The following is a 20824-nucleotide window of genomic DNA, read 5'->3' on the forward strand; positions in this document are numbered from 1 at the left end:
CATAGCGAGCTGGAACCACCCCTTCCCATCCCGAACAGGTCCGTGAAACAGCTCCGCGCCGATGATAGTGCGGATTCACGTGTGAAAGTAGGTCATCGCCAGGCTCTTATTCCGCAGAACCCCCAGCCCCAAAAGGCTGGGGGTTTTTGCTTTGGCGCGGCGGAAACGCCCGGGGGTCGGCGCAGGCACGCATGTCCTCGTTGTTTTCATGCCGCATCGCGGGTCGCCGAGCATTCCGGGACTGTCCGCCTTCTGCTATGGTCGACACCCAAGTGCCCACATGCGGCACGAAGGCGGTTGCAACGCGTGTTTGCAGCAAGTAGTGAGCAATAGCCGGACCCTTGCCAACAGAGCAGGTCCGGATTCGGGTTTCGAGGGGTTACATGACGGCCAAGGTGTTTCGGCTGGTTTTGACTGGCGCCGCCGGCGCGCTGCTGCTGGCAGGATGCGCATCTACTCCCCCTGTTTCCGCGGTTCCTCCGGGTGAAACGGCCGCTGTGGCCGGCACTTCCGCGATCGATTGCCAGGCATTCGCCAGGCGCATGGCCGCGTACGCGGCAGCGCAGACGGATCCGGCGGTGACTGCCATGTCGTCGCCCGACCCGCTGGCTGCCGCCAACACCAGTGCGGCGGAAGCCGAGGCGGGTGATGACGGCGAAGTCGCCGATGCCGCGCCGCCGACCCTGGTCACGCTGCCGTTGTTCTCGGTGTCACCGCATCGCGACCAGTTGCCGGTCGGCTGGCAGCCTTGGACCATCAACCGCAACAAGACGCCCACCCGTTATTCGATGGCAGAGGTCGACCAGCGCGTGGTCGTCCATGCGAAGGCCGAGAGTTCGGCCTCCGGCCTGTATGTCCCGCTGCGCGATCGCGATGCCGGCATGCTGCGCTGGACCTGGAAGACCAGCGGCATTATCCGCAACGCCGACAACAGCCACGGCCCGCGCGAGGATTCGCCGTTGCGCCTGTTCGTCGCCTTCGATGGCGACAAGGGTGCGCTGCCCTTGAAAGACCAGCTGATGTACGAGATGGCGCGGCTGACCACCGGCCGGGAAATGCCCTACGCCACGCTGATGTACATCTGGGGCGGACGGCGCGCGGAAGGCTCATTGGTGAAGAACCCGCACACCGACCGGGTACGCATGATCGTGGTGGATAGCGGCATGAAGCACGCCAATGAGTGGCGTTGCCATGAGCGCGACCTGCGCGCCGACTACCGCAAGGCCTTCGGGACCGACCCCGGCCCGGTCATCGCCGTGGGCATCATGACCGATACCGACAACACCAAGAGCAAGGCCGAGTCCTGGTACGGCGACATCGCGCTGGACTGAAGCGCCCCGGCGGCGCCTTCAGCCGCCGATAGGCTCGGCCAGCGCGAGCACCGCGAACGAGGCCAGCCAGTGCGTGGACACATACTCGCCCTCGACCGCCTGCGGCAGCGATGCCTCGAGATGATCGGACCATGCCCGGATGGCCAGCGGCCGCAGCGGCTCGGGCAGGGCGGGCTCCAGCATGCGCCAGCACCAGGCGCGCGAAAGGTTGAGCCCGTCCAGGTGCGAGGTCTTGGGGTCGCTGCGATTGGTCACTTCGACCGGCGTCAGCCAATTAGCCAGTTCCGCCTGCCCCGGCACGAACAACTCCCACCATTCTGAAAACGCGCAGCCGTCCATCACGGCGTGCATCAGCACGGCTTCGGTCAGCCCGCCGGACAGGAATTCATCGCCGCCGGGCTCATATCGCGCCGGGTATTTCTGATCATGTCCGAACCAGCGGTGGGCGCGCCGCACGATGGCGCGCCGCAAGGTGAAGTCCTGGTGTGCGCGCGCATAGGCCATGGCCATGACCAGGGCGAAGGCGCTGTTGTAATGGGTGCCGGTGCGCACCGGGAATACCGCTGCATCCAGGAAATCCGCCAGTTGCCGTGACAGGTGCGATGCCAGCGGCGCGCATGCCTCGGCCCAGGTGGCTGCCTGGGCGTCCTGCCGCGCCAGCGCCAGCAACTCCGCCTGCAGTTTCAGCATCCAGCCCCAGCCATAGGGGCGTTCGAAGGTGCGCGAAAGGGGCTGCTGGAAGTAGGCCAGTTCGACCGCAATGTGCTCTGGACGCAGCTGGGCGTCCAGCGTTGCGCGGATGCGGGGCGCCTCCTCCTGGTCCGGCGACAGCGCCAGCAGCCGCACCAGCAACCAGTGCATGTGCACGCTGGAGTGCCAGTCGTAGCTGCCGCAAAAGACCGGATGCCTGGCCGACGGTTCGGCCAGGTCACCGGCGCTGGCCATCATGTGGTCCAGCTTGTACGGATAGCGGCGCAGGATATTGTCCAGCGCCACGCGCGCGAAGCTGCGCGCTGTCTCGCGATCCAGCGCCAGGCGGCCCATCGCGGATGCTCCCCAGTTTTTTTATCGTTGTGCTGTGCTCAGGTGCGTAACGTCACGCAGGCGCCAGCCACTTTTCCACCAGCCGCACGAAGAACGTCGAGCCCACCGGCAGCAGTTCGTCGTTGAAATCGTAGCTCGGGTTGTGCAGCATGCAGGGCCCGATGCCATGGCCGGCGTCGCGATGGCCGCCGTCGCCGTTGCCCAGGAACAGGTAGCAGCCCGGCTTGTGCTGCAGCATGAACGAGAAATCCTCGGCGCCCATGGTGGGCTCGACATTGCTGTCGACGTTGTCCGCACCGACCAGTTCCGCGGCGACCGCGGCCGCAAAGCCGGTCTCGGCCTCGCTGTTGATGGTCGGCGGATAGTTGCGGTGGAATTCGTATTCGATGGTGCAGTCGAATGCCGCCGCCACCGCGCGCGCCACTTCTTCCATGCGCCGTTCGATCAGGTCCAGCACCGGCACCGTGAACGTGCGCACCGTGCCGCCGATCCAGGCCTGGTCCGGCACGATATTGGTGGCGTCGCCTGCGTGGAACTGCGTGACCGAGATCACCGCGGTATCGATCGGGCGCTTGTTGCGCGTGATGATGCCCTGCAGCGCCGACACGATCTGCGCAGCGGTGAAGACCGGGTCGTTGCCGTTGTTGGGCATGGCCGCATGCGCACCCTTGCCGCGCACCACAATGCGGAATTCGTTGCTCGATGCCATCAGCGGGCCCGCGCGCGTGCCGAACGCTCCGACCGGCATGCCCGGCCAGTTGTGCACGCCGAACACCGCGTCGCACGGAAAGCGCTCGAACAGCCCGTCCTTGATCATTTCGCGGGCGCCGCCGCCGCCTTCCTCGGCTGGCTGGAAGACCAGGTGCACGGTGCCGTCGAAGGGCTTGTGCTGCGCCAGGTAGCGCGCCGCGCCGAGCAGCATGGCGGTGTGGCCGTCGTGGCCGCAGGCGTGCATCTTGCCGGTGTGCTGCGAGCGGTGATCAAAGGTGTTCGCTTCCTGCAGCGGCAGCGCGTCCATGTCGGCGCGCAGGCCGATGGTGCGCGGGCTGTTGCCGTTGCGGATCACGCCCACCAGGCCGGTGGTGCCCAGGCCGCGATGCACTTCGATGCCCCACGATTCCAGGTTCTGCGCGACCACGTCGGCAGTGCGCTGTTCTTCGAAGCAGAGTTCCGGGTGGGCGTGGATGTCGCGCCGGATCGCGCGGATTTCGGCTTGTGCCTGCAGGATTTCGGGGATGAGCTTCATGATGCCTGGCTGCCCTGGACGTTAGGGGCGTTAGCGTTGGATACCCCGATCATACGATGCCTCTCCGCAAAGCGCCAAAATGCGGCGATTTCCTGCGCGCTTGCCAGGTTGGCGCAGTGCAATATGCCAGCGCGGGTGGGTTTCCCCGCATTGCCGCGACATGCGCACTGCTGGAACAGTTCATGCTTGAAGTGCCCGGCCGGCAATTTCGTCGCTTTGTGATGCGCAACCGCACCCCAAACCGCACCAAAACGCAGCGCCGCCGCGTGACCCGCGGCGCGGCGCATTGCCGATCCTAAAACGTCTGCTTCACTTCCTACAGGGAGAATTGCGCGATGTCCCTTCGCACTTTCAAGAAGGCAATTGGTGTGGTGGCGGTAGCCGGGGCCCTTGGCCTGGCGCTCGCCGGCACCGCCCAGGCCGCGGACCTCAAACTGGCCATGAGTTCGCCGCCAACCTCGATGGATCCGCACTTCTACAACCTGTTCTCCAACATCAACGTCTCCGAGCATATCTTCGACTCGCTGACCAAGATGGATCCGGACAGCCGCATCATCCCGGGCCTGGCCGAGTCGTGGAAGCTGGTCAACAACCTCACCTGGGAATTCAAGATCCGCAAGGGCGTGAAGTTCCACGACGGCTCCGAACTGACCGCCGAAGACGTAATCTGGTCGCTGGACCGTCCGGCCACCATCCAGAACAGCCCGGGCAAGTTCGATGTCTACACCAAGGCGATCGTCAACAAGAAGATCATCGACAAGCACACCATCCAGCTGACCACCAACCAGCCTTATCCGCTGATGCTGAACGACCTCACGTCGATCTTCATCGTGCAGAAGAAGGCGACGCAGGGGCTGAGCTCGGATGACTTCGCGCAGGGCAAGGGCATGGTCGGCACCGGGCCGTTCAAGTTCGTCAGCTATGCCCGCGACGACCGGGTCGAGCTGGTGCGCAATAACGACTACTGGGGCGCCAAGCCGGCCTGGGACAAGGTTACCCTGCGCTTCATCCCCAATCCGGCGACGCGCCTGGCGGCGCTGCTGTCGGGCGACGTGCAGGCCATCGAGAACGTGCCCACGCCTGACCTGCCCAAGGTGCGCCAGGATCCCAAGCTGTCGTTCTTCTCCAAGATCTCGCACCGCGTGATCTACCTGTATTTCGATGCCAAGCGCGACAAGTCGCCCTACGTCACCACCAAGGAAGGCGCACCGCTGGACAAGAACCCGCTGAAGGACGCGCGCGTGCGCAATGCCATCAGCATGGCGATCAACCGGCAGGGCATCAAGGACCGCCTGATGGAAGGCCTGTCCGAGCCGACCAACAACCTGGTGCCGCCGACGCTGTTCGGCTATAACCCCAACCTGAAGACGGTCAAGTACGACCCCGAGGCCGCCAAGAAGCTGCTGGCCGACGCCGGCTTCCCGAACGGCTTCGGCGTGACGCTGCATACGCCCAACAACCGCTACGTCAACGACGAGAAGATCGCGCAGACGATTGCGCAGAACCTGACCCGCATCGGCATCGCCACCAAGGTCGAAGGCATGCCGATGGCGACATACTCGTCCAAGGGCATCAAGCACGAGTGGTCGTTCGGGCTGCTGGGCTGGGGCGCGCAGACCGGTGAGGTCAGCTCGCCGCTGCGCGCGCTGCTGGCGTGCGAGGACAGCAAGAAGGGCTTCGGCACCACCAACTGGGGCGAGTACTGCAACCCCAAGATGGACGTGGTGCTGGAGAAGGCGCTGTCCACCGTGGATGACAACGAGCGCTCCAAGCTGCTGCAGGAGGCCACCGCAATCGCGATCAACGATGGCGGTATCGTCCCGATCCACCAGCAGGTGACCACCTGGGCCACACAAAAGGGCATCGTCTACGTGCCGCGTACCGACGAGCGCACCTACGCGCATAACTTCAAGCCCCAGTAAGCTCCGGTCAACCCAGACAGGAGCCTCGGCCCGCGGATGGTCTGCTGGCCGAGTTTGCGGTGCCGCGCATGGCTGCCGCGCCACACCCGGGAAGCGCCACGGCGCGGCCCGGGCGTGGCGTGCATTCGCGCGCGAAAGGAAAGTGGTTCGAACATGCTGGTCTTTATCATCCGGCGCCTGATGCAGAGCGTGGTTGTGCTCTTCGTCATGTCGCTGCTGGTTTTCCTCGGCGTCTTTGCCATCGGCAATCCCGTCGACATCCTGATCAACCCGCAGGCCGACCAGGAGGACATCAAGCGCACCATCGCGGCGCTGGGCCTGGACAAGCCGCTGTGGGAGCAGTACTGGGTGTTCCTGCAGAATGCGCTGCAAGGCAACCTGGGCACCTCGTTCGCGCACGGCACGCCGGCACTCAAGCTGATCTTCGAGCGCATGCCCGCCACCATGGAGCTGGCCATTTGCGCGATCCTGCTGGCGATCGTGCTGGGCATTCCGCTGGGCCTGTGGGCCGGGCTGCGGCCCAAGGGCATTGCCGGCAAGTCGATCATGGCGGTGTCGATCCTGGGCTTCTCGCTGCCCACCTTCTGGGTCGGGCTGATGCTGATCATGGTGTTCGCGGTGCAGCTCGGCTGGCTGCCCTCCAACGGGCGCGGCGAGACCGTGCGCGTGCTCGGCATCCCGCTCAGCTTCCTGACTGCCGACGGCATCCGCCACCTGGTCCTGCCGGCGGTGACGCTGTCGCTCCTGAATATCGCCATGGTGATCCGGCTCACGCGCGCCGGCACGCAGGAGGCGATGATGCAGGACTACGTCAAGTTCGCGCGCGCCAAGGGCCTGTCGAACACGCGCATTGTCGGCGTGCATGTGCTGAAGAACATCCTGATCCCGATCGTCACGGTGATCGCGCTGCAGTTCGGCTCGATCATCGCATTTGCGATCGTGACCGAGACCATCTTCGCCTGGCCCGGCATGGGCAAGCTCATCATCGACTCGATCCAGCTGCTGGACCGGCCGGTGATCGTCGCCTACCTGATGGTGATCGTGACGCTGTTCATCCTGATCAACCTGGTGGTGGACATCATCTACAGCATGCTCGATCCGCGCGTGCGCATTGCCGACAACAAGGGCTGAGCCATGAGTGCCGTATCTGTAGAACAAGAGGACAAGACCCCGCCGCTCGCCGCGGCGCGCGAACAATCGCCGTGGCGGCGCTTTGCCGCGGAGTTCTTCTCCAGCAAGATTGCTGTGGCCGGACTGGCCACGCTGGTCGTCATCATCCTGATCGCCATCTTCGCGCCGTGGCTGGCGCCGCAGAACCCCTATGACCTGGCCACGCTGGACGTGCTCGACGCGCGCCTGGCGCCGGGCGAGCAGGCCGGCACCGGCATGACCTTCCTGCTGGGTTCGGACGAGCAGGGCCGCGACATCCTGTCGGCGGTGATGTACGGCCTGCGCATCAGCATCGGCGTGGGCGTGGTCAGCACCGTGATCGCGCTGCTGCTGGGCGCCACGCTCGGCCTGCTGGCCGGCTTCCTGGGCGGTCGCACCGAGGCCTTCATCATGCGCGTGGCCGACCTGCAGCTGTCGTTCCCGCCGATCCTGCTGGCGCTGATCCTGCTAGCCTTCCTGCGCCCGGGCCTGGGCAATATCGTGATCGCGCTGGTGGCGGTACAGTGGGCCTACTACGCCCGCACCACACGCAGCGCCGCACTGGTGGAGCGCCGCAAGGAATATATCGAGGCCGCCACCTGCCTGGGCCTGCCGCCGATGCGCATCATGTTCCGCCACCTGCTGCCCAACTGCCTGCCGCCGCTGATCGTGATCGCGGCGCTGCAGGTGGCCTCGGCGATCACGCTGGAAGCGACGCTGTCCTTCCTCGGGCTGGGCGTGCCGGTCACGGAGCCCTCGCTGGGCTCGCTGATCTCCAACGGCCAGCAGTACATGCTGTCGGGCAAGTACTGGATCAGCTTCTTCCCGGGCATTGCGCTGGTGGTCACCATCGTGGCGATGAACCTGGTGGCCGACCAGCTGCGCGACGTCCTCAACCCGCGCCTGCAGACGCAATAACCAGGAGCGGTACATGGCACAACCGACATTGGTGGTTGAACACCTGAAGACGCAATTCCACACGCGCGGCGGCATCGCCAAGGCCGTCGACGACGTGTCCTTCACCGTGGGCCGCGGCGAGATCATGGGGCTGGTGGGCGAGTCCGGCTCGGGCAAGTCCATGACCGGGTATTCGATCATGGGCCTGATCGATCCGCCCGGGAAGATCGTCGACGGCCGCATCGCGCTGACCAGCCGCGACGGCATCACCCGCGACCTGCGCGCGCTCACGCCGGCGCAGCAGCGCGACGTGCGCGGCAACCGCATCGCGATGATCTTCCAGGACCCGATGATGACGCTGAACCCGGTCCTGCGCATCGACACGCAGATGATCGAGGCGGTGCTGGCCCATGAGAAGGTAGGCAAGGCGGTGGCGCGCGAACGCGCGCGCAATGCGCTGGCGCGGGTCGGCATCCCGTCGCCGGACGAGCGCCTGCAGGCCTATCCGCACCAGTTCTCGGGCGGCATGCGCCAGCGCGTGGCGATCGCGATCGCGCTGCTGAACAAGCCCGACCTGATCATTGCCGACGAGCCCACCACCGCGCTGGACGTCACCATCCAGGGCCAGATCCTGTACGAGATGCAGACCCTGTGCCGCGAATCGGGCACGGCGTTGATCTGGATCACGCACGACCTGTCGGTGGTGGCGGGACTGGCCGATACCGTGTGCGTGATGTACGCCGGCAAGATCGTCGAGGCCGGCGACGTGCGCCAGGTGCTGGAGCACCCCGAGCACCCCTACACCCACGGGCTGATCAGCTCGGCGCCGTCGCGCAATCCGCGCGGCACGCCGCTGCGGCAGATCCCGGGCATGACGCCGTCGCTGCTGAACCTGCCGGGCGGCTGCGCGTTCCGCGAACGCTGTCCCTACGCCACCGCTGCCTGCAAGACCGAGCCGCCGCTGGAGACCGCCGCCGACGGCCGCCGCCTGCGCTGCTTCCATCCGGTGCTGGCCAACCAGGAGGCAGCATGAGCGCAACTGAACTGCAATCCCGACCGATGACGAATCCTGCAGCGGAAGAGGGGGGCACGCCGAGCGCGCCGATCCTGGAGCTGCGCGGCGTGTCCAAGCGCTTCGTCAAGTCGCTCGACACTGCCGCGCGCATCGCCAACCTGTTCGGCGCCCATGCGCATGACGAGGTGGTGCACGCGGTCGACCATGTCGACCTGAGCATCCGCGCCGGCGAAGTGGTGGGCCTGGTCGGCGAGTCCGGCTGCGGCAAGTCCACGCTCGGGCGCATGGCCGTGGGCCTGCACTCGCTGACCGAGGGCGAGCGCCTGTGGCGCGGCATCAACCTGGACCACCTGCCGCCCGACAAGCGCCGCGAGAAGCAGCTGGCGATCCAGATGATCTTCCAGGACCCGTACGCCTCGCTCAATCCGCGGCTGCGCGTGCTGGATATCGTGGGCGAGGCGCCGGTGGTGCACGGCATGGTCGAGCGCGGCGCGCAGAAGGGCTACGTGGAAGACATGCTGGTGCGCGTGGGCATGGACCCGACCGTGCTGCGGCGCTTTCCGCACCAGTTCTCCGGCGGGCAGCGCGCGCGCATCGGCATTGCCCGGGCGCTGGCGGTCAAGCCCGAGTTCCTGGTGTGCGACGAGTCGGTGGCGGCGCTGGACGTGTCGATCCAGGCCCAGGTGCTGAACCTGTTCATGCGCCTGCGTGAAGACCTGAACCTGACCTACCTGTTCATCAGCCATGACCTGGGCGTGGTCAAGCACATCAGCGACCGCGTGGTGATCATGTACCTGGGGCGGGTGGTGGAATCCGCGCCGACCGAAGACGTGTTCGCCGCGCCCAACCATCCCTATACCCAGGCCCTGCTGGCCGAGGCGCCCAAGCTGGAGGTGGCCCGCAAGACCTATGTGGCGATCCGCGGCGAGATCCCGTCGCCGCTGAACCCGCCGCCGGGCTGCCACTTCCACCCGCGCTGCCCGCATGCGATGCCGCGTTGCCGGGAAGAGCAGCCGCTGCTGAAGGAGATTGCGCCGATGCGGTTCTCGGCGTGTCACCTGAACGACATGGAGTAGGGCCTGGTTTTCTCCTCCCTGCGCGAGGGAGGAGAAATCCTTGAATCTCAGCGGATCACCTGCCCCTTCGAATTGATGATCGTCATCTCCACAAACTTCGAACCCACGTGGTTCTCCGGCGTGAAGTTGATGATAAACCCGCCGAGGTCATAGCTGCGCATTGACTCCAGCGCGGTCACCAGCTTCTCGCGCGTCAGGTCCTTGCCCGCGCGGCGCAGGCCCTCGGTGAACGCCTTGGCGGAGATAAAGCCTTCGATGCTGGCGTAGTCGAATTCGCTGGGCTTGCCGGCGGCCTGCAGCAGGCGCAGGTACTCCCGCACGATCGGCAGCGTGGCGTTGCCCGGGTGCGGCATCACCTGCGAGATGATCACGCCGCTGCCCTGCGCGCCGACCTCGTTGGCCAGCGCCTGCGTGCCGACGAAGGAGACGTTGTAGAACTGGCCGTTGTAGCCGCGGCGCAGCGCTTCCTTCACGAAGGCGCCGGCGGTGCGGTAGGCGCTGATCATCACCACGGCGTCGGGCCTGGCCTTTATCGAACCCTGGATGGCGTCGCCGATTTCCGTGGTGTTGCGGACCACGGGCTCGCGCGCGACGATCTGTACGCCGCTGTCGGGCGCGGCCTTGAGCGCGCGCTCCAGACCATCCAGCCCGGCCTTGCCGTAGGCGTCCTCGTTGTAGACCACGGCCACGCGCTTGAGCCCGGTGGTCTGGATCTGGCGCAGGACGGCCGCGGTTTCCTCGTTGTAGCCGGCGCGCACATGGAAGACGTAGCGGCTGCGCGGCTCGCGCAGCGACTGCGCCCCGGTGTACGGGCCGAAGAACGGCACCCGGGCCTGGATTGCCAGCGGCAGCGCGGCCTGGCTGGTGGGCGTGCCGACATAGCCGAAGAGGGCGAAGACGCGGTCTTCCTCGATCAGCTTCCTGGTGTTCCTGGCGGCGGGCTCGGGCTCGTAGTAGTCGTCCAGCGCCTCCAGCCGGATCTTGCGGCCGTGGATGCCGCCCTGCTGGTTGATATGGTCGAAATACAGCCGTGCGCCCGAGTTCATCTGCTTGCCGAGCACGGCGGTCGGGCCGGTCAGCGCGGCGGACTGGCCCAGCAGGATGGTGTCGGCGGTGACGCCGTTTTCGGATGTGGCGGGGGTGCCCGCCGTGTTGGCTGCGAAGGCAGCGCAGGATGCGCCACCCGTGCCGATGGCGCACGCCACCAGCAGGCCGGCAAGCCGGCCATTGACCCCGGATCGGAACGACATAAACCCCCCGCGAAATGTGGTTCGGTTACCCGTTTGCCGCGTCGGCCGGTCTCTTGCCGGCGAATTGCTCACGTCGTGCGGCATGGTGCGCGTACCGGTCTGTGCCGGCAGCGCGCCGGCACATCATAATCGAATACAATCGGATCGAGATACTCCCCGCCATCCCCCCGCACGGCCGGGAAAGCGCCGCCCGCCGGCGCGGCTCGGGCGCCGCTACCAGCGCGCCTGCGCCGGCATCTCCAGTTCCGTACGACCGAACGAAAAAACAACACACCCCGCCCGGAGACCCCATGGCTTCCCGCATCGTCCGCGCCGCCTGCCCGCATGACTGCCCCGACACTTGTGCCTTGCTCGTCACCGTCGAGGACGGCCGTGCCGTCAAGGTAGCGGGCGATCCCGACCATCCCGGCACGCAGGGCGTGCTGTGCACCAAGGTGTCGCGCTACACCGAGCGCACCTACCACCCGGACCGGCTGCTGACACCGATGAAGCGCATCGGCAGGAAGGGCGAAGGCAAGTTCGCGCCGATCTCCTGGGACGAGGCGCTCGACACCATCGCCACCCGCCTGCAGGCGATCGCGGCGCGCGATCCGCAGGCGATCGTGCCGTACAGCTACGCCGGCACCATGGGGCTGGTGCAGGGCGAGAGCATGGCCGCGCGCTTCTTCAACAAGCTGGGCGCGTCGCGGCTGGACCGCACCATCTGCGCCAGCGCCGGCGCCACCGCGCTGCGCTACACCTATGGCGCCAGCGTGGGCATGGACATGGAGCACGTGGTCGATGCCAGGCTGGTGATCATCTGGGGCGGCAACCCGATTGCCTCCAACCTGCATTTCTGGACCCGCGCGCAGGAAGCCAAGCGGCGCGGCGCCACGCTGGTGGCAATCGACCCGTACCGCTCGCTGAGCGCCGAGAAGTGCCACCGCCATATCGCGCCGATGCCCGGCACCGACGGCGCGCTGGCGCTGGCGCTGATCCATGTGCTGATCCGCGACGACCTGCTCGACCACGACTACATCGAACGCCACACCGTCGGCTTCGAGGCGCTGCGCGAGCGCGCGCAGGCCTACACCCCGGCACGCGCGGCCGAGATCTGCGGCATCCCGGCCGAGGACATCGAATGGCTGGCCGGCCTCTACGGCCAGCTGGCGGTGCGCGAGCGCCAGCCGGTGGCAATCCGCCTGAACTACGGCATGCAGCGTGTGCACGGCGGCGGCCAGGCGGTGCGCGCGGTGGCGTGCCTGCCGTCGCTGGTGGGCGCCTGGCGCCAGCCCGCGGGCGGGCTGCAGCTGTCGACCTCTGGCTTCTTCCCGATCAACGAAGCCGCGCTGCAGCGCCCCGACCTGCTGCCTGGCTGGCCGCAGACGCTGCCGCGCATCGTCAACATGAGCACCATCGGCGACGCGCTGCTGGCCGAGCCCGCGCCCGGCGCGCCGCGCATCGAGGCCGTGGTGGTGTACAACAGCAACCCGGTCGCGGTGGCGCCGGAATCCGGCAAGGTCGCCGCGGGCTTCGCGCGCGAGGACCTGTTCACGGTGGTGCTGGAGCACTTCCGCACCGACACCGCCGACTATGCCGACATCCTGCTGCCGGCGACCACGCAGCTTGAGCACATCGACGTGCACAAGGCCTACGGCCACACCTATTTCCTGGCCAACAACGCCGCCATCGCGCCGATGGGCGAGGCCCTGCCCAATACTGAGATCTTCCGCCGGCTGGCCCAGCGCCTGGGCTTCACCCAGGCGTGCTTTGCCGACAGCGACGAGGCCATCGCCGCGCAGGCCATCATTCCGGGCGATGCGCGCGCGGCCGGCATCAGCTGGGAATCATTGAAGGAGCAGGGCTGGCAGAAGCTGGCGCTGCCGGCGGCGCCGTTCGCCGAGGGTGGCTTCCCGACCGCATCGGGCAAGTGCCAGTTCTATTCTGAGCCGATGGCGCGCGACGGCCTCGACCCGCTGCCTGACTACGTGCCGCAGTACGAGGCGCCGCTGACCGCGCCCGAACTGGCGGCGCGCTATCCGCTGGCGATGATCTCGCCGCCGGCGCGCAACTTCCTCAACAGCTCCTTCGTCAACGTCGACAGCCTGCGCGCCACCGAGGGCGAGCCGCACCTGGACATCCACCCGGCCGACGCCGCTGAGCGCGGCATCGTGCACGGCGCCATGGTGCGCGTCTTCAACGACCGCGGCAGCATGGTGGCGCGCGCCCGCGTCACCGACCGCGCCCGGCGCGGGCTGGTGGTGGGCCTGTCGATCTGGTGGAAGAAGCTGGCCTCGGACGGCAAGAACGCCAACGAGCTGACCAGCCAGCGCCTGACCGACCTGGGCCGCGCGCCGGTGTTCTATGACTGCCTGGTGCAGGTCGAGGCCTGCACGGAAGGGGCAGTCCTGCCGGCATGACGCCGCAGCGTGGCCGCTGGCGCTGGGCGGCACTCCTGGCGGCGACCGGCCTCACCGCGGTGGTCCTGGTGACGACCGGGTGCGAGGCCGTCGGCTACTACGCGCAGTCGATCGGCGGCCATCTGGGCGTGATGGCCCAGGCACAGCCGCTGACCGACGCCATCGCCAACGCGCGCGACGCCAACGATGGGCGCCTGGCGCAGCGGCTGGCGCTGGCCGGCCGCATGCGTGACTTCGCCTCGCGCGAACTGAAGCTGCCCGAGAACGGCAGCTACCGCCGCTACGCCAACCTGCACCGGCCCTATGTGGTGTGGAGCGTGTTCGCCACGCCCGAGCTGTCGATGGACCTGCGCAAGTGGTGCTTCCCCATCGTCGGCTGCATCAGCTACCGCGGCTACTACGCCCAGTCCGATGCCGAGCAGTATGCGCGGGGCCTGCGCCGCGACGGGCTCGAGACCTACGTTGCCGGCATCCCCGCCTATTCGACGCTGGGCTATTTCGACGACCCGCTGCTCAATACCTTCGTCTACCTGCCCGAGGGCGAACTGGCGCGGCTGATCTTCCACGAGCTCGCGCACCAGGTGGTGTACGTGCGCAACGACACCGCCTTCAACGAGTCCTTTGCCACCGCGGTGGAAGCCGCGGGCGTGGAGCGCTGGCTGGCCGAGGATGCGTCGGAGGACGCGCGCGCCAGCTATCGGCAGTACGATGCCCGGCGCCAGCAGTTCCGCGCGCTGTTGCTGGGCACGCGCGACCGGCTGGTGGCGCTGTACCAGACCCCGCTCGATGACGGCGCCAAGCGCGAGAGCAAGGCAAAGATCTTTGCCGACCTGCGCGCCCAGTACGCGCGGCTGCGCACGGAGTGGGGCGGATTCAGCGGTTATGACCGCTGGTTCGACCAGCCGCTGACCAACGCCCACCTGGCCGCGGTGGCCACTTACCAGCAGTGGGTGCCGGCCTTCACCGCGTTGCTGGCGCAGTGCAACGGCGACTGGCAGCGCTTCTATGACGAGGCTGCCCGTATCGGCGCGCTGCCCGCCGCCGAGCGCGAGGCCGCGCTGCAGCGGCTGGCGCCGCCGGCCACGCGCGCCGGCACGCTGACCGCGGGCGGAAAGACCGCGGCCAACTAAGCTGCCGCGTCGCTTACCAGGTATCGATGAACCGTCTCGGTGCGTTGGCCTGGCGGCCGAGGCTCCCCGGCGGCACCGAGGCCAGCCCGCGCAGCAGCCAGCGCCGCGTGTCGGCAGGGTCGATCACCGCGTCGATCTCCAGGTGGCTGGCCATGTTGAGCGCGCGGCCGCGCTGGTAGGCGCCGTCGACCATGCGCGCGAACAGCGCCGCGCGCTCGTCGGGGTCGGCCACGGCCTCCAGTTCCTTGCGGAAGCCCAGCCGGATCGAGCCCTCGATGCCCATCGCGCCGAACTCGCCGCTGGGCCAGGCCGCGGTGAAGAAGGGCGCGGCAAAGCTGCCGCCGGCCATGGCCTGCGCGCCCAGTCCGTAGCCCTTGCGCAGCACCACCGTGAAGAACGGCACGCGCAGCGCGCCAGCGGTGACAAAGAGGCGCGACACGTGCCGCACCGTGGCGGTCTTCTCGGCCTGCGGCCCGACCATGAAGCCCGGGGTGTCGCACAGCGACACCATCGGCAGCCCGTGCGCGTCGCACAGCTGCATGAAGCGCGCGGCCTTGTCGGCGGCGGCGCTGTCGATGGCGCCCCCGAGGTGGCGCGGGTTGTTGGCGATGCAGCCGAAGGCGCGGCCTTCGATGCGGATCAGCGCGGTGATGATGCCGGTGCCGAACGCCGCGCGCAGCTCCAGCACCGAGCCGCTGTCTGCCATGGCGGCGATCACCGCGCGCATGTCGTAGCTGCGCAGGCGGTTCTCGGGGATGGCGTGGCGCAGGTGGCGCGGGTCTTCCGCCTGCCAGTCATGCACGTCGCCCTGGAAGTAGGACAGGTAGCGTTGCGCGGCATCGACCGCGGCCGCTTCGTCATCGACCAGCACGTCGATCACGCCGTTGGGCCCCTGCACGCTGACCGGGCCCACTTCCTCGGGCGCGACCACGCCCAGCCCGCCGCCTTCGATCATGGCCGGCCCGCCCATGCCGATGGTGGCGCTGCGCGTGGCGATGATGACGTCGGCGCAGCCCAGCAGCGCGGCGTTGCCGGCAAAGCAGCGGCCCGACACGATGCCCACCAGCGGCACCTGGCCCGACAGCCGCGCGAACTGGATGAACGAGGTGCAGTCCAGCCCGGCCACCACCGGCATGTCGGTATCGCCGGGCCGCCCGCCGCCGCCCTCGGCAAACAGCACCACCGGCACCTGCCACTGGCGCGCCAGCGCCAGCATGCGGTCCAGCTTCTTGTGGCCGTAGAAGCCCTGCGTGCCGGCCAGCACGGTGTAGTCATAGGCCAGCACCATGCAGCGCGTATCGGCACCGGGAAAGCGCGCCGCGTTGACGGTCCCGATACCGGTGACGATGCCGTCGGCGGGCGTGGCGCTGACCAGGTCTTCGACACTGCGGCGCTGCCGTTGCGCGGCGATGGCGAGCGCGCCGTACTCGATGAAGGAGCCGTCGTCGCACAGCCGGGCGATGTTCTCGCGCGCCGTTCGGCCGCCCTGGGCGTGGCGCCTGGCGACGGCCTGGGCGCGTGCGGCGTCGTGGCCGAGGGCGTGGCGCTCCAGCGTCTCGCGCAGGTCCGCGCGCACATGGTCGAGGTCGGCCGCCGCGGCGGTCTCGGCGGCATGGCCGGCATCGCCGCCGGGCGCCAGCACGATCACCGCGGCGCCGGCGCGCAGCGTGGCACCCGCGACGGCCAGCACGCGCAGCACGGTGCCGGCGGCGGGCGCCTCCAGCGGATGCTCCATCTTCATCGCTTCGATGATGGCCAGCGGCTGGCCGCGCCTGACCGTATCGCCTTCGCGCACGTGGATGGCGGCGAGCGCGCCGTCCATGGGCGCCGGCACGGCAATGGCGTCGTCAGGGACATCGGCCAGCGCATTGTGCTCATCGGCCGGGGCGCTGTCGGCCAGGCCGGGCGGCGCGTGCAGCACCGGGTGGTCGGCGTCGGCGGCGGCAAGCGCGGCCAGCGCCTGGTCCAGGTACTGCGTGTGCACGGCATTGCGGCGTATGTCGTCCAGCTGCAGCAGATCCTGCAGCAAGCGGCGGTTGGTGTCGATGCCTTCGATGCGGAACTCGCACAGCGCGCGGTAGGCGATCGCGAGCGCACGCGCAAAGTTGCCGCCGGGTTCGTGCACGATCAGCTTGGCCAGCAGCGAATCAAAGCGCGGATTCGCCGTCATGCCGGCAAAGCCCGCGCTGTCCACGCGCACGCCTGGCCCGTTGGGCGGCTCGAACGCCGTCAGCGTGCCGCTGGCCGGGCGCAGCTGGCCCTGCGCGTCGAGGTGCTCGGCATTGATGCGCAACTGCACCGCGATGCCGCGCGGCGCGGGTGCCTGCTCCAGGCCCAGGTCGGCCAGGCGCGCGCCGGCGGCGATGGCCAGCTGGGTTTGCACGAGGTCGACGCCGGTCACCATCTCGGTCACCGTGTGCTCGACCTGCAGGCGCGGGTTGGCCTCCATGAACCAGAACGATGGGCCGCCATTGCCGCTGTCTTCCACCAGGAATTCGAACGTGCCGATGCCGCGATAGGCGGCGGCGCGCGCCAGTGTGGCGGCGGCATCGGCCAGCCTTGCGCGCAGTGCGTCATCCAATGACGGGCTGGGGGCGATCTCCACCAGCTTCTGGTGGCGGCGCTGCAGGCTGCATTCGCGCTCGCCCAGCGTCAGCACGCGGCCCTCGGCGTCGGCGACCACCTGGATCTCGATATGGCGCGGCGCGGCGACGATGCGCTCCACGTAGACCGCACCATTGCCAAACGCCGCGGTAGCTTCCGAGACGCAGCGTGCGTAGGCCTCGTCGATCCCGGCAGCGCGATGCACGGCGCGCATGCCGCGCCCGCCGCCGCCGGCGAGCGCCTTGATCATCATGCCCGCTTGCCCGTCGAGGCTGGCGAAGAAGGCCCGCGCCTGCTCCGGCGAGGTCGGGCCGGCGGTGCCGGGCACGACCGGCACGCCATGCTCGCGCGCCAGCGCGCGGGCGCGGGCCTTGTCGCCGAACAGGCGCAGCACGTCGGGCGCAGGGCCGGCGAAGACTAGCCCGGCGTCCAGGCAGGCCTGCGCAAAGTCGGCGTTCTCGGACAGGAAGCCGTAGCCAGGGTGCACCATGCCGCAGCCCGCCCGCCGCGCAGCGTCCACCACGGCGGCAATGTCTAGGTAGGCGCGCGGACCAGTGCCGGGCAGCGCCACGGCCGCGTCGGCCTTGCGCACGTGCAGCGCGTCGCACTCGTCTTCGCTGTACAGCGCCACGCTGGGGATGCCCATGGCCGCGGCGGCCCGCGCGATCCGGATGGCGATTTCGCCGCGATTGGCGATCAGGAGCTTGTGGTTCGTCATGAGCGGGAGCGTTGATGGCGTGTGTTGTGGGCGCAGTGCGGGTATGTACTTGTTGGTACATTTATTTACCGCTGGGTAAGATTCTGGGGTGATCGGGTATTGGCGTCAATTGGCCGTTTTCCCTTTCCCCTTTGGCGCCGCAGGCTGTGGCGTCAAGCAAGGGCTCGACCGGACTGGCGTAGCGAGCCCGCCATGCGAGAATTGCATCATGTCGATTGCACCCAGATCCGCACCGCTGAACCCGCCGTTGAGCACACCGCCAGAGCCGCAGCCGGCCCGCCCGCATATCGCCGAGCGCCAGGAGGCCCGCCGCCGCCAGATTCTCGATACCGCCGCGCAGCTCTTCTACAGCAAGGGCTATCCCGGCATGACCATGAACGACCTGTGCCGCGCGCTGGGCGTGACCAAGCCGGCGGTCTACTACTACTTTACTGACAAGTACGAGATCTTCGACATCCTGTGCCGCGAGTCGGCCCAGACCTGCCTGCCCGTGATCCGCGAGACCGCGGACCCCGCGCTGCCGGTGCGCGAGCGCCTGCAGGCCTGCCTGCTCGAGATGGCGCGGCGCTGCGTCGCCTGCCATGTGCCGGCCACGCTGAGCTTTCGCGACAACCAGTACCTGCGCCCCGACACCGTGGCGTGGCTCGACAGCATGGCGCGAGACTTCTATCGCGACCTCTATGCGCTGCTGGAAGAGGGCAAGCGCGATGGCGTGTTCGCCTTCGGCGACGCACGCGTGACGGCCCATGCGATCGGCAGCGTGGTGGGGTTCCTCTACACCTGGCATGAACCCGGCCGCATGGACCCGGAGACGCTGGCGCAGGAGCTTGCCGCCAGCATGATGAAACTGGCGCTGCCCAGCGGCGGCTGAGTGCGGATTTGCCTCACTAGGGGTTATCCCCCTACTTGCGCCCGATCGGTGGCGCATAATGCCCGTCAGGGGCACCAAGGCCTGTCCGGTGGCCCCGAGGACTTCGTCTAAGTTGTTGTTTTAACCGGGGAGCACGTTTAGCATCTCGGCAAAATCGAACGACCATTCAGAAATCAGGAGACGGTGCTATGGAAAGAATTTGGCTGAAACACTACCCGGCCGGCGTTCCCGCCGAGATCGATGCCAGCCAGTTCCGCTCGCTTGCCGCGCTGCTCGAGGCATCTTTCCGCACCTATGCCGACCGCAAGGCCTTCATCTGCATGGACAAGGCCATCACCTACGGCGAACTGGACCAGCTCTCGACGCACTTTGCCGCCTGGCTGCAGTCGCGCGGGCTGCGTCCCGGCGCACGCGTGGCGATCATGATGCCGAACGTGCTGCAGTACCCGGTGGTGCTGGCGGCGGTGCTGCGCGCGGGCTTCGTGGTGGTCAACGTCAACCCGCTCTACACCCCGCGCGAGCTCGAGCACCAGCTCAAGGACAGCGGCGCCGAGGCCATCGTGATCCTGGAGAACTTTGCCTCCACGCTGCAGCAGGTGCTGGCCAAGACCCCGGTCAAGCACGTGGTGGTGGCCAGCATGGGTGACATGCTGGGCGGGCTGAAGGGAGCGATCGTCAATTTCGTGGTGCGCAACGTCAAGAAGATGGTGCCGGCATGGGAGCTGCCCACCTGCGTGCGCTTCAACAGCGTGCTGGCCGAAGGCCGCAAGCTGACGCTGCAGCCGGCCACCACGGGGCCGGATGACATCGCCTTCCTGCAGTACACGGGCGGCACTACCGGCATCTCCAAGGGTGCGGTGCTGCTGCACCGTAACGTGGTGGCCAACGTGCTGCAGTCCGAGGCGTGGATGCAGCCGGCGCTGAACAAGGGCGCACACATCGACCAGCCCATCACCATCACCGCGCTGCCGCTGTACCACATCTTCGCGCTGACGGTCTGCTGCCTGCTGGGCATGCGCAGCGGCGGCACCAGCGTGCTGATCCCGAATCCGCGCGACATCCCGGGCTTCATCAAGGAACTGCAGAAGTACAAGTTCAACATGTTCCCGGCCGTCAACACGCTGTACAACGCACTGATCAACAATCCGGAAATCAGCAAGGTCGATTTCTCCGGCCTGCGCGTGGCCAACGGCGGCGGCATGGCGGTGCAGGAGGCGGTGGCCAAGCAGTGGCTGGCCAAGACCGGCTGCCCGATCATCGAAGGCTACGGCCTGTCCGAGACTTCGCCCTCGGCCACCTGCAACCCGACCGACACCGACGCATTCTCCGGCACCATCGGCATGCCGCTGCCGTCGACCGAAGTGGTGATCCGCGACGATGACGGCAAGGACGTGCCGCTCGGCCAGCCGGGCGAAATCTGCATCCGCGGCCCGCAGGTGATGGCCGGCTACTGGAACCGCCCGGACGAGACCGCCAAGGTCATGACCCCGGACGGCTTCTTCAAGACCGGCGACATCGGCGTGATGGACGAGCGTGGCTACACCAAGATCGTCGACCGCAAGAAGGACATGATCCTGGTGTCGGGCTTCAACGTGTATCCGAACGAGGTCGAAGGCGTGGTGGCCGAGTGCCCGGGCGTGCTGGAAGTGGCGGCCGTGGGCGTGCCCGACACGCACTCGGGCGAGGTCGTCAAGCTGTTCGTGGTGAAGAAGGATCCGGGGCTGACCGAGGCCGATGTGATCGAGTTCTGCAAGGAGCGCCTGACCGGCTACAAGCGGCCCAAGTACGTCGAGTTCCGCACCGAACTGCCCAAGACCAACGTCGGCAAGATCCTGCGCCGCGAACTGCGCGACAGCCGCAAGGCCGCCTGAGCGGCAGCCGCTGCCAACGACAACGGCCTCCCGAGTGGAGGCCGTTGTGCTTTCAGGCTGCGCCGCGGCGGCTCAGCACTCGTTCGATGGCGCCAGGCGGGCTTCCTGGCTGCCGTCGGGGTAGATCACCCGCACGCACGCGCCTGGCTCCAGCCCCGGCGCCGCCGGCGCGTTGGCCGACACGATCGTGCCGTCCATGGTTCGCACCTTGTACTGGAACAGGTCCACCTGCTGCACCGGCGCGGGCTTGTTGAACAGCCGGCTCAGGTCGAAGGCAAAGCCCACGCCCACGCCGCCACCC

The 20824-nt window shown here is 67.8% G+C and carries 15 protein-coding genes, 1 rRNA gene and 1 pseudogene; 11 read left to right on the forward strand and 6 right to left on the reverse strand.

Annotated features, from left to right (window positions below; genetic code table 11):
* Both rrf and AC3WRR_RS34540 read left to right on the forward strand, forming a co-directional pair.
* A 5S ribosomal RNA gene (rrf, locus tag AC3WRR_RS34535) occupies window positions 1–104 on the forward strand; the annotation flags it as partial.
* Between the two features lie 279 nt (window positions 105–383).
* Entirely contained in the window at window positions 384–1331 is a 948-nt protein-coding gene (locus tag AC3WRR_RS34540; RefSeq protein WP_492299443.1) for a DUF3047 domain-containing protein, read from the forward strand.
* Window positions 1332–1349: 18 nt separating this feature from the next.
* Here the strand turns inward: AC3WRR_RS34540 and AC3WRR_RS34545 are convergent, their stop codons facing one another.
* Genes AC3WRR_RS34545 through AC3WRR_RS34555 form a run of 3 tightly spaced genes read right to left on the reverse strand, consistent with a single transcriptional unit; the run spans window position 1350 to window position 3908 of the window.
* Window positions 1350–2375, reverse strand: coding sequence for a DUF2891 domain-containing protein (locus AC3WRR_RS34545; RefSeq protein WP_492299445.1), 1026 nt, complete (start codon window positions 2373–2375; stop codon window positions 1350–1352).
* Between the two features lie 52 nt (window positions 2376–2427).
* Entirely contained in the window at window positions 2428–3621 is a 1194-nt protein-coding gene (locus AC3WRR_RS34550; RefSeq protein WP_011616099.1) for a M20 aminoacylase family protein, read from the reverse strand.
* Complete coding sequence (locus tag AC3WRR_RS34555) at window positions 3618–3908, reverse strand: hypothetical protein (protein ID WP_136227796.1); 291 nt, start codon at window positions 3906–3908, stop codon at window positions 3618–3620. The genes AC3WRR_RS34550 and AC3WRR_RS34555 overlap by 4 nt, the downstream gene beginning before the upstream one ends.
* Before the next feature lie 48 nt (window positions 3909–3956).
* Between AC3WRR_RS34555 and AC3WRR_RS34560 the strand changes: the two genes are divergently transcribed.
* The 5 genes from AC3WRR_RS34560 to AC3WRR_RS34580 all read left to right on the forward strand — a co-directional run bounded on the left by AC3WRR_RS34560 (window position 3957) and on the right by AC3WRR_RS34580 (window position 9680).
* Window positions 3957–5543 (forward strand): ABC transporter substrate-binding protein, encoded by a 1587-nt coding sequence (locus AC3WRR_RS34560; RefSeq protein ID WP_010814794.1) that lies wholly within the window; start codon window positions 3957–3959, stop codon window positions 5541–5543.
* A 153-nt stretch (window positions 5544–5696) separates the two neighbouring features.
* Window positions 5697–6674 carry an ABC transporter permease gene (locus AC3WRR_RS34565; RefSeq protein WP_010814793.1) on the forward strand — a complete coding sequence of 326 codons (978 nt, stop codon included), beginning with the start codon at window positions 5697–5699 and terminating at the stop codon, window positions 6672–6674.
* 3 nt (window positions 6675–6677) lie between these two features.
* Complete coding sequence (locus tag AC3WRR_RS34570) at window positions 6678–7610, forward strand: ABC transporter permease (RefSeq protein WP_010814792.1); 933 nt, start codon at window positions 6678–6680, stop codon at window positions 7608–7610.
* 13 nt (window positions 7611–7623) lie between these two features.
* Window positions 7624–8622: an ABC transporter ATP-binding protein gene (locus AC3WRR_RS34575; RefSeq protein WP_010814791.1), complete on the forward strand. Its 999-nt coding sequence runs from the start codon at window positions 7624–7626 to the stop codon at window positions 8620–8622.
* A 26-nt stretch (window positions 8623–8648) separates the two neighbouring features.
* Window positions 8649–9680: an ABC transporter ATP-binding protein gene (locus AC3WRR_RS34580; RefSeq protein ID WP_010814790.1), complete on the forward strand. Its 1032-nt coding sequence runs from the start codon at window positions 8649–8651 to the stop codon at window positions 9678–9680.
* A gap of 47 nt (window positions 9681–9727) precedes the next feature.
* On the opposite strand, the gene AC3WRR_RS34585 is transcribed toward AC3WRR_RS34580, so the two are convergent.
* Complete coding sequence (locus AC3WRR_RS34585) at window positions 9728–10930, reverse strand: ABC transporter substrate-binding protein (RefSeq protein WP_492299447.1); 1203 nt, start codon at window positions 10928–10930, stop codon at window positions 9728–9730.
* A gap of 290 nt (window positions 10931–11220) precedes the next feature.
* Here AC3WRR_RS34585 and AC3WRR_RS34590 point away from each other — a divergent pair, with 290 nt between their 5' ends.
* Window positions 11221–13329 carry a molybdopterin-containing oxidoreductase family protein gene (locus tag AC3WRR_RS34590; protein ID WP_492299448.1) on the forward strand — a complete coding sequence of 703 codons (2109 nt, stop codon included), beginning with the start codon at window positions 11221–11223 and terminating at the stop codon, window positions 13327–13329.
* The gene (locus AC3WRR_RS34595) at window positions 13326–14459 is read left to right on the forward strand and encodes an aminopeptidase (protein WP_439668286.1); all 1134 of its coding nucleotides are present in this window, start codon (window positions 13326–13328) and stop codon (window positions 14457–14459) included. Before AC3WRR_RS34590 ends, AC3WRR_RS34595 begins: the two co-directional genes overlap by 4 nt.
* Window positions 14460–14472: 13 nt before the next feature.
* Here AC3WRR_RS34595 and AC3WRR_RS34600 read toward each other — a convergent pair whose 3' ends face one another.
* Window positions 14473–17781, reverse strand: a complete 3309-nt coding sequence (locus AC3WRR_RS34600; RefSeq protein ID WP_492299451.1) for an acetyl-CoA carboxylase family protein — start codon at window positions 17779–17781, stop codon at window positions 14473–14475.
* 208 nt (window positions 17782–17989) lie between these two features.
* Here AC3WRR_RS34600 and AC3WRR_RS34605 point away from each other — a divergent pair, with 208 nt between their 5' ends.
* Both AC3WRR_RS34605 and AC3WRR_RS34610 read left to right on the forward strand, forming a co-directional pair.
* On the forward strand, window positions 17990–18652 hold the full coding sequence (locus AC3WRR_RS34605) for a TetR/AcrR family transcriptional regulator (RefSeq protein ID WP_010814785.1): 663 nt from the start codon (window positions 17990–17992) through the stop codon (window positions 18650–18652).
* A gap of 188 nt (window positions 18653–18840) precedes the next feature.
* On the forward strand, window positions 18841–20523 hold the full coding sequence (locus AC3WRR_RS34610) for a long-chain fatty acid--CoA ligase (RefSeq protein WP_010814784.1): 1683 nt from the start codon (window positions 18841–18843) through the stop codon (window positions 20521–20523).
* A gap of 72 nt (window positions 20524–20595) precedes the next feature.
* Here AC3WRR_RS34610 and AC3WRR_RS34615 read toward each other — a convergent pair.
* Window positions 20596–20824: pseudogene (locus AC3WRR_RS34615) on the reverse strand (hypothetical protein); the annotation flags it as partial.

It is taken from the genome of Cupriavidus sp. FW305-3-2-15-C-LB2 (assembly GCF_058787575.1).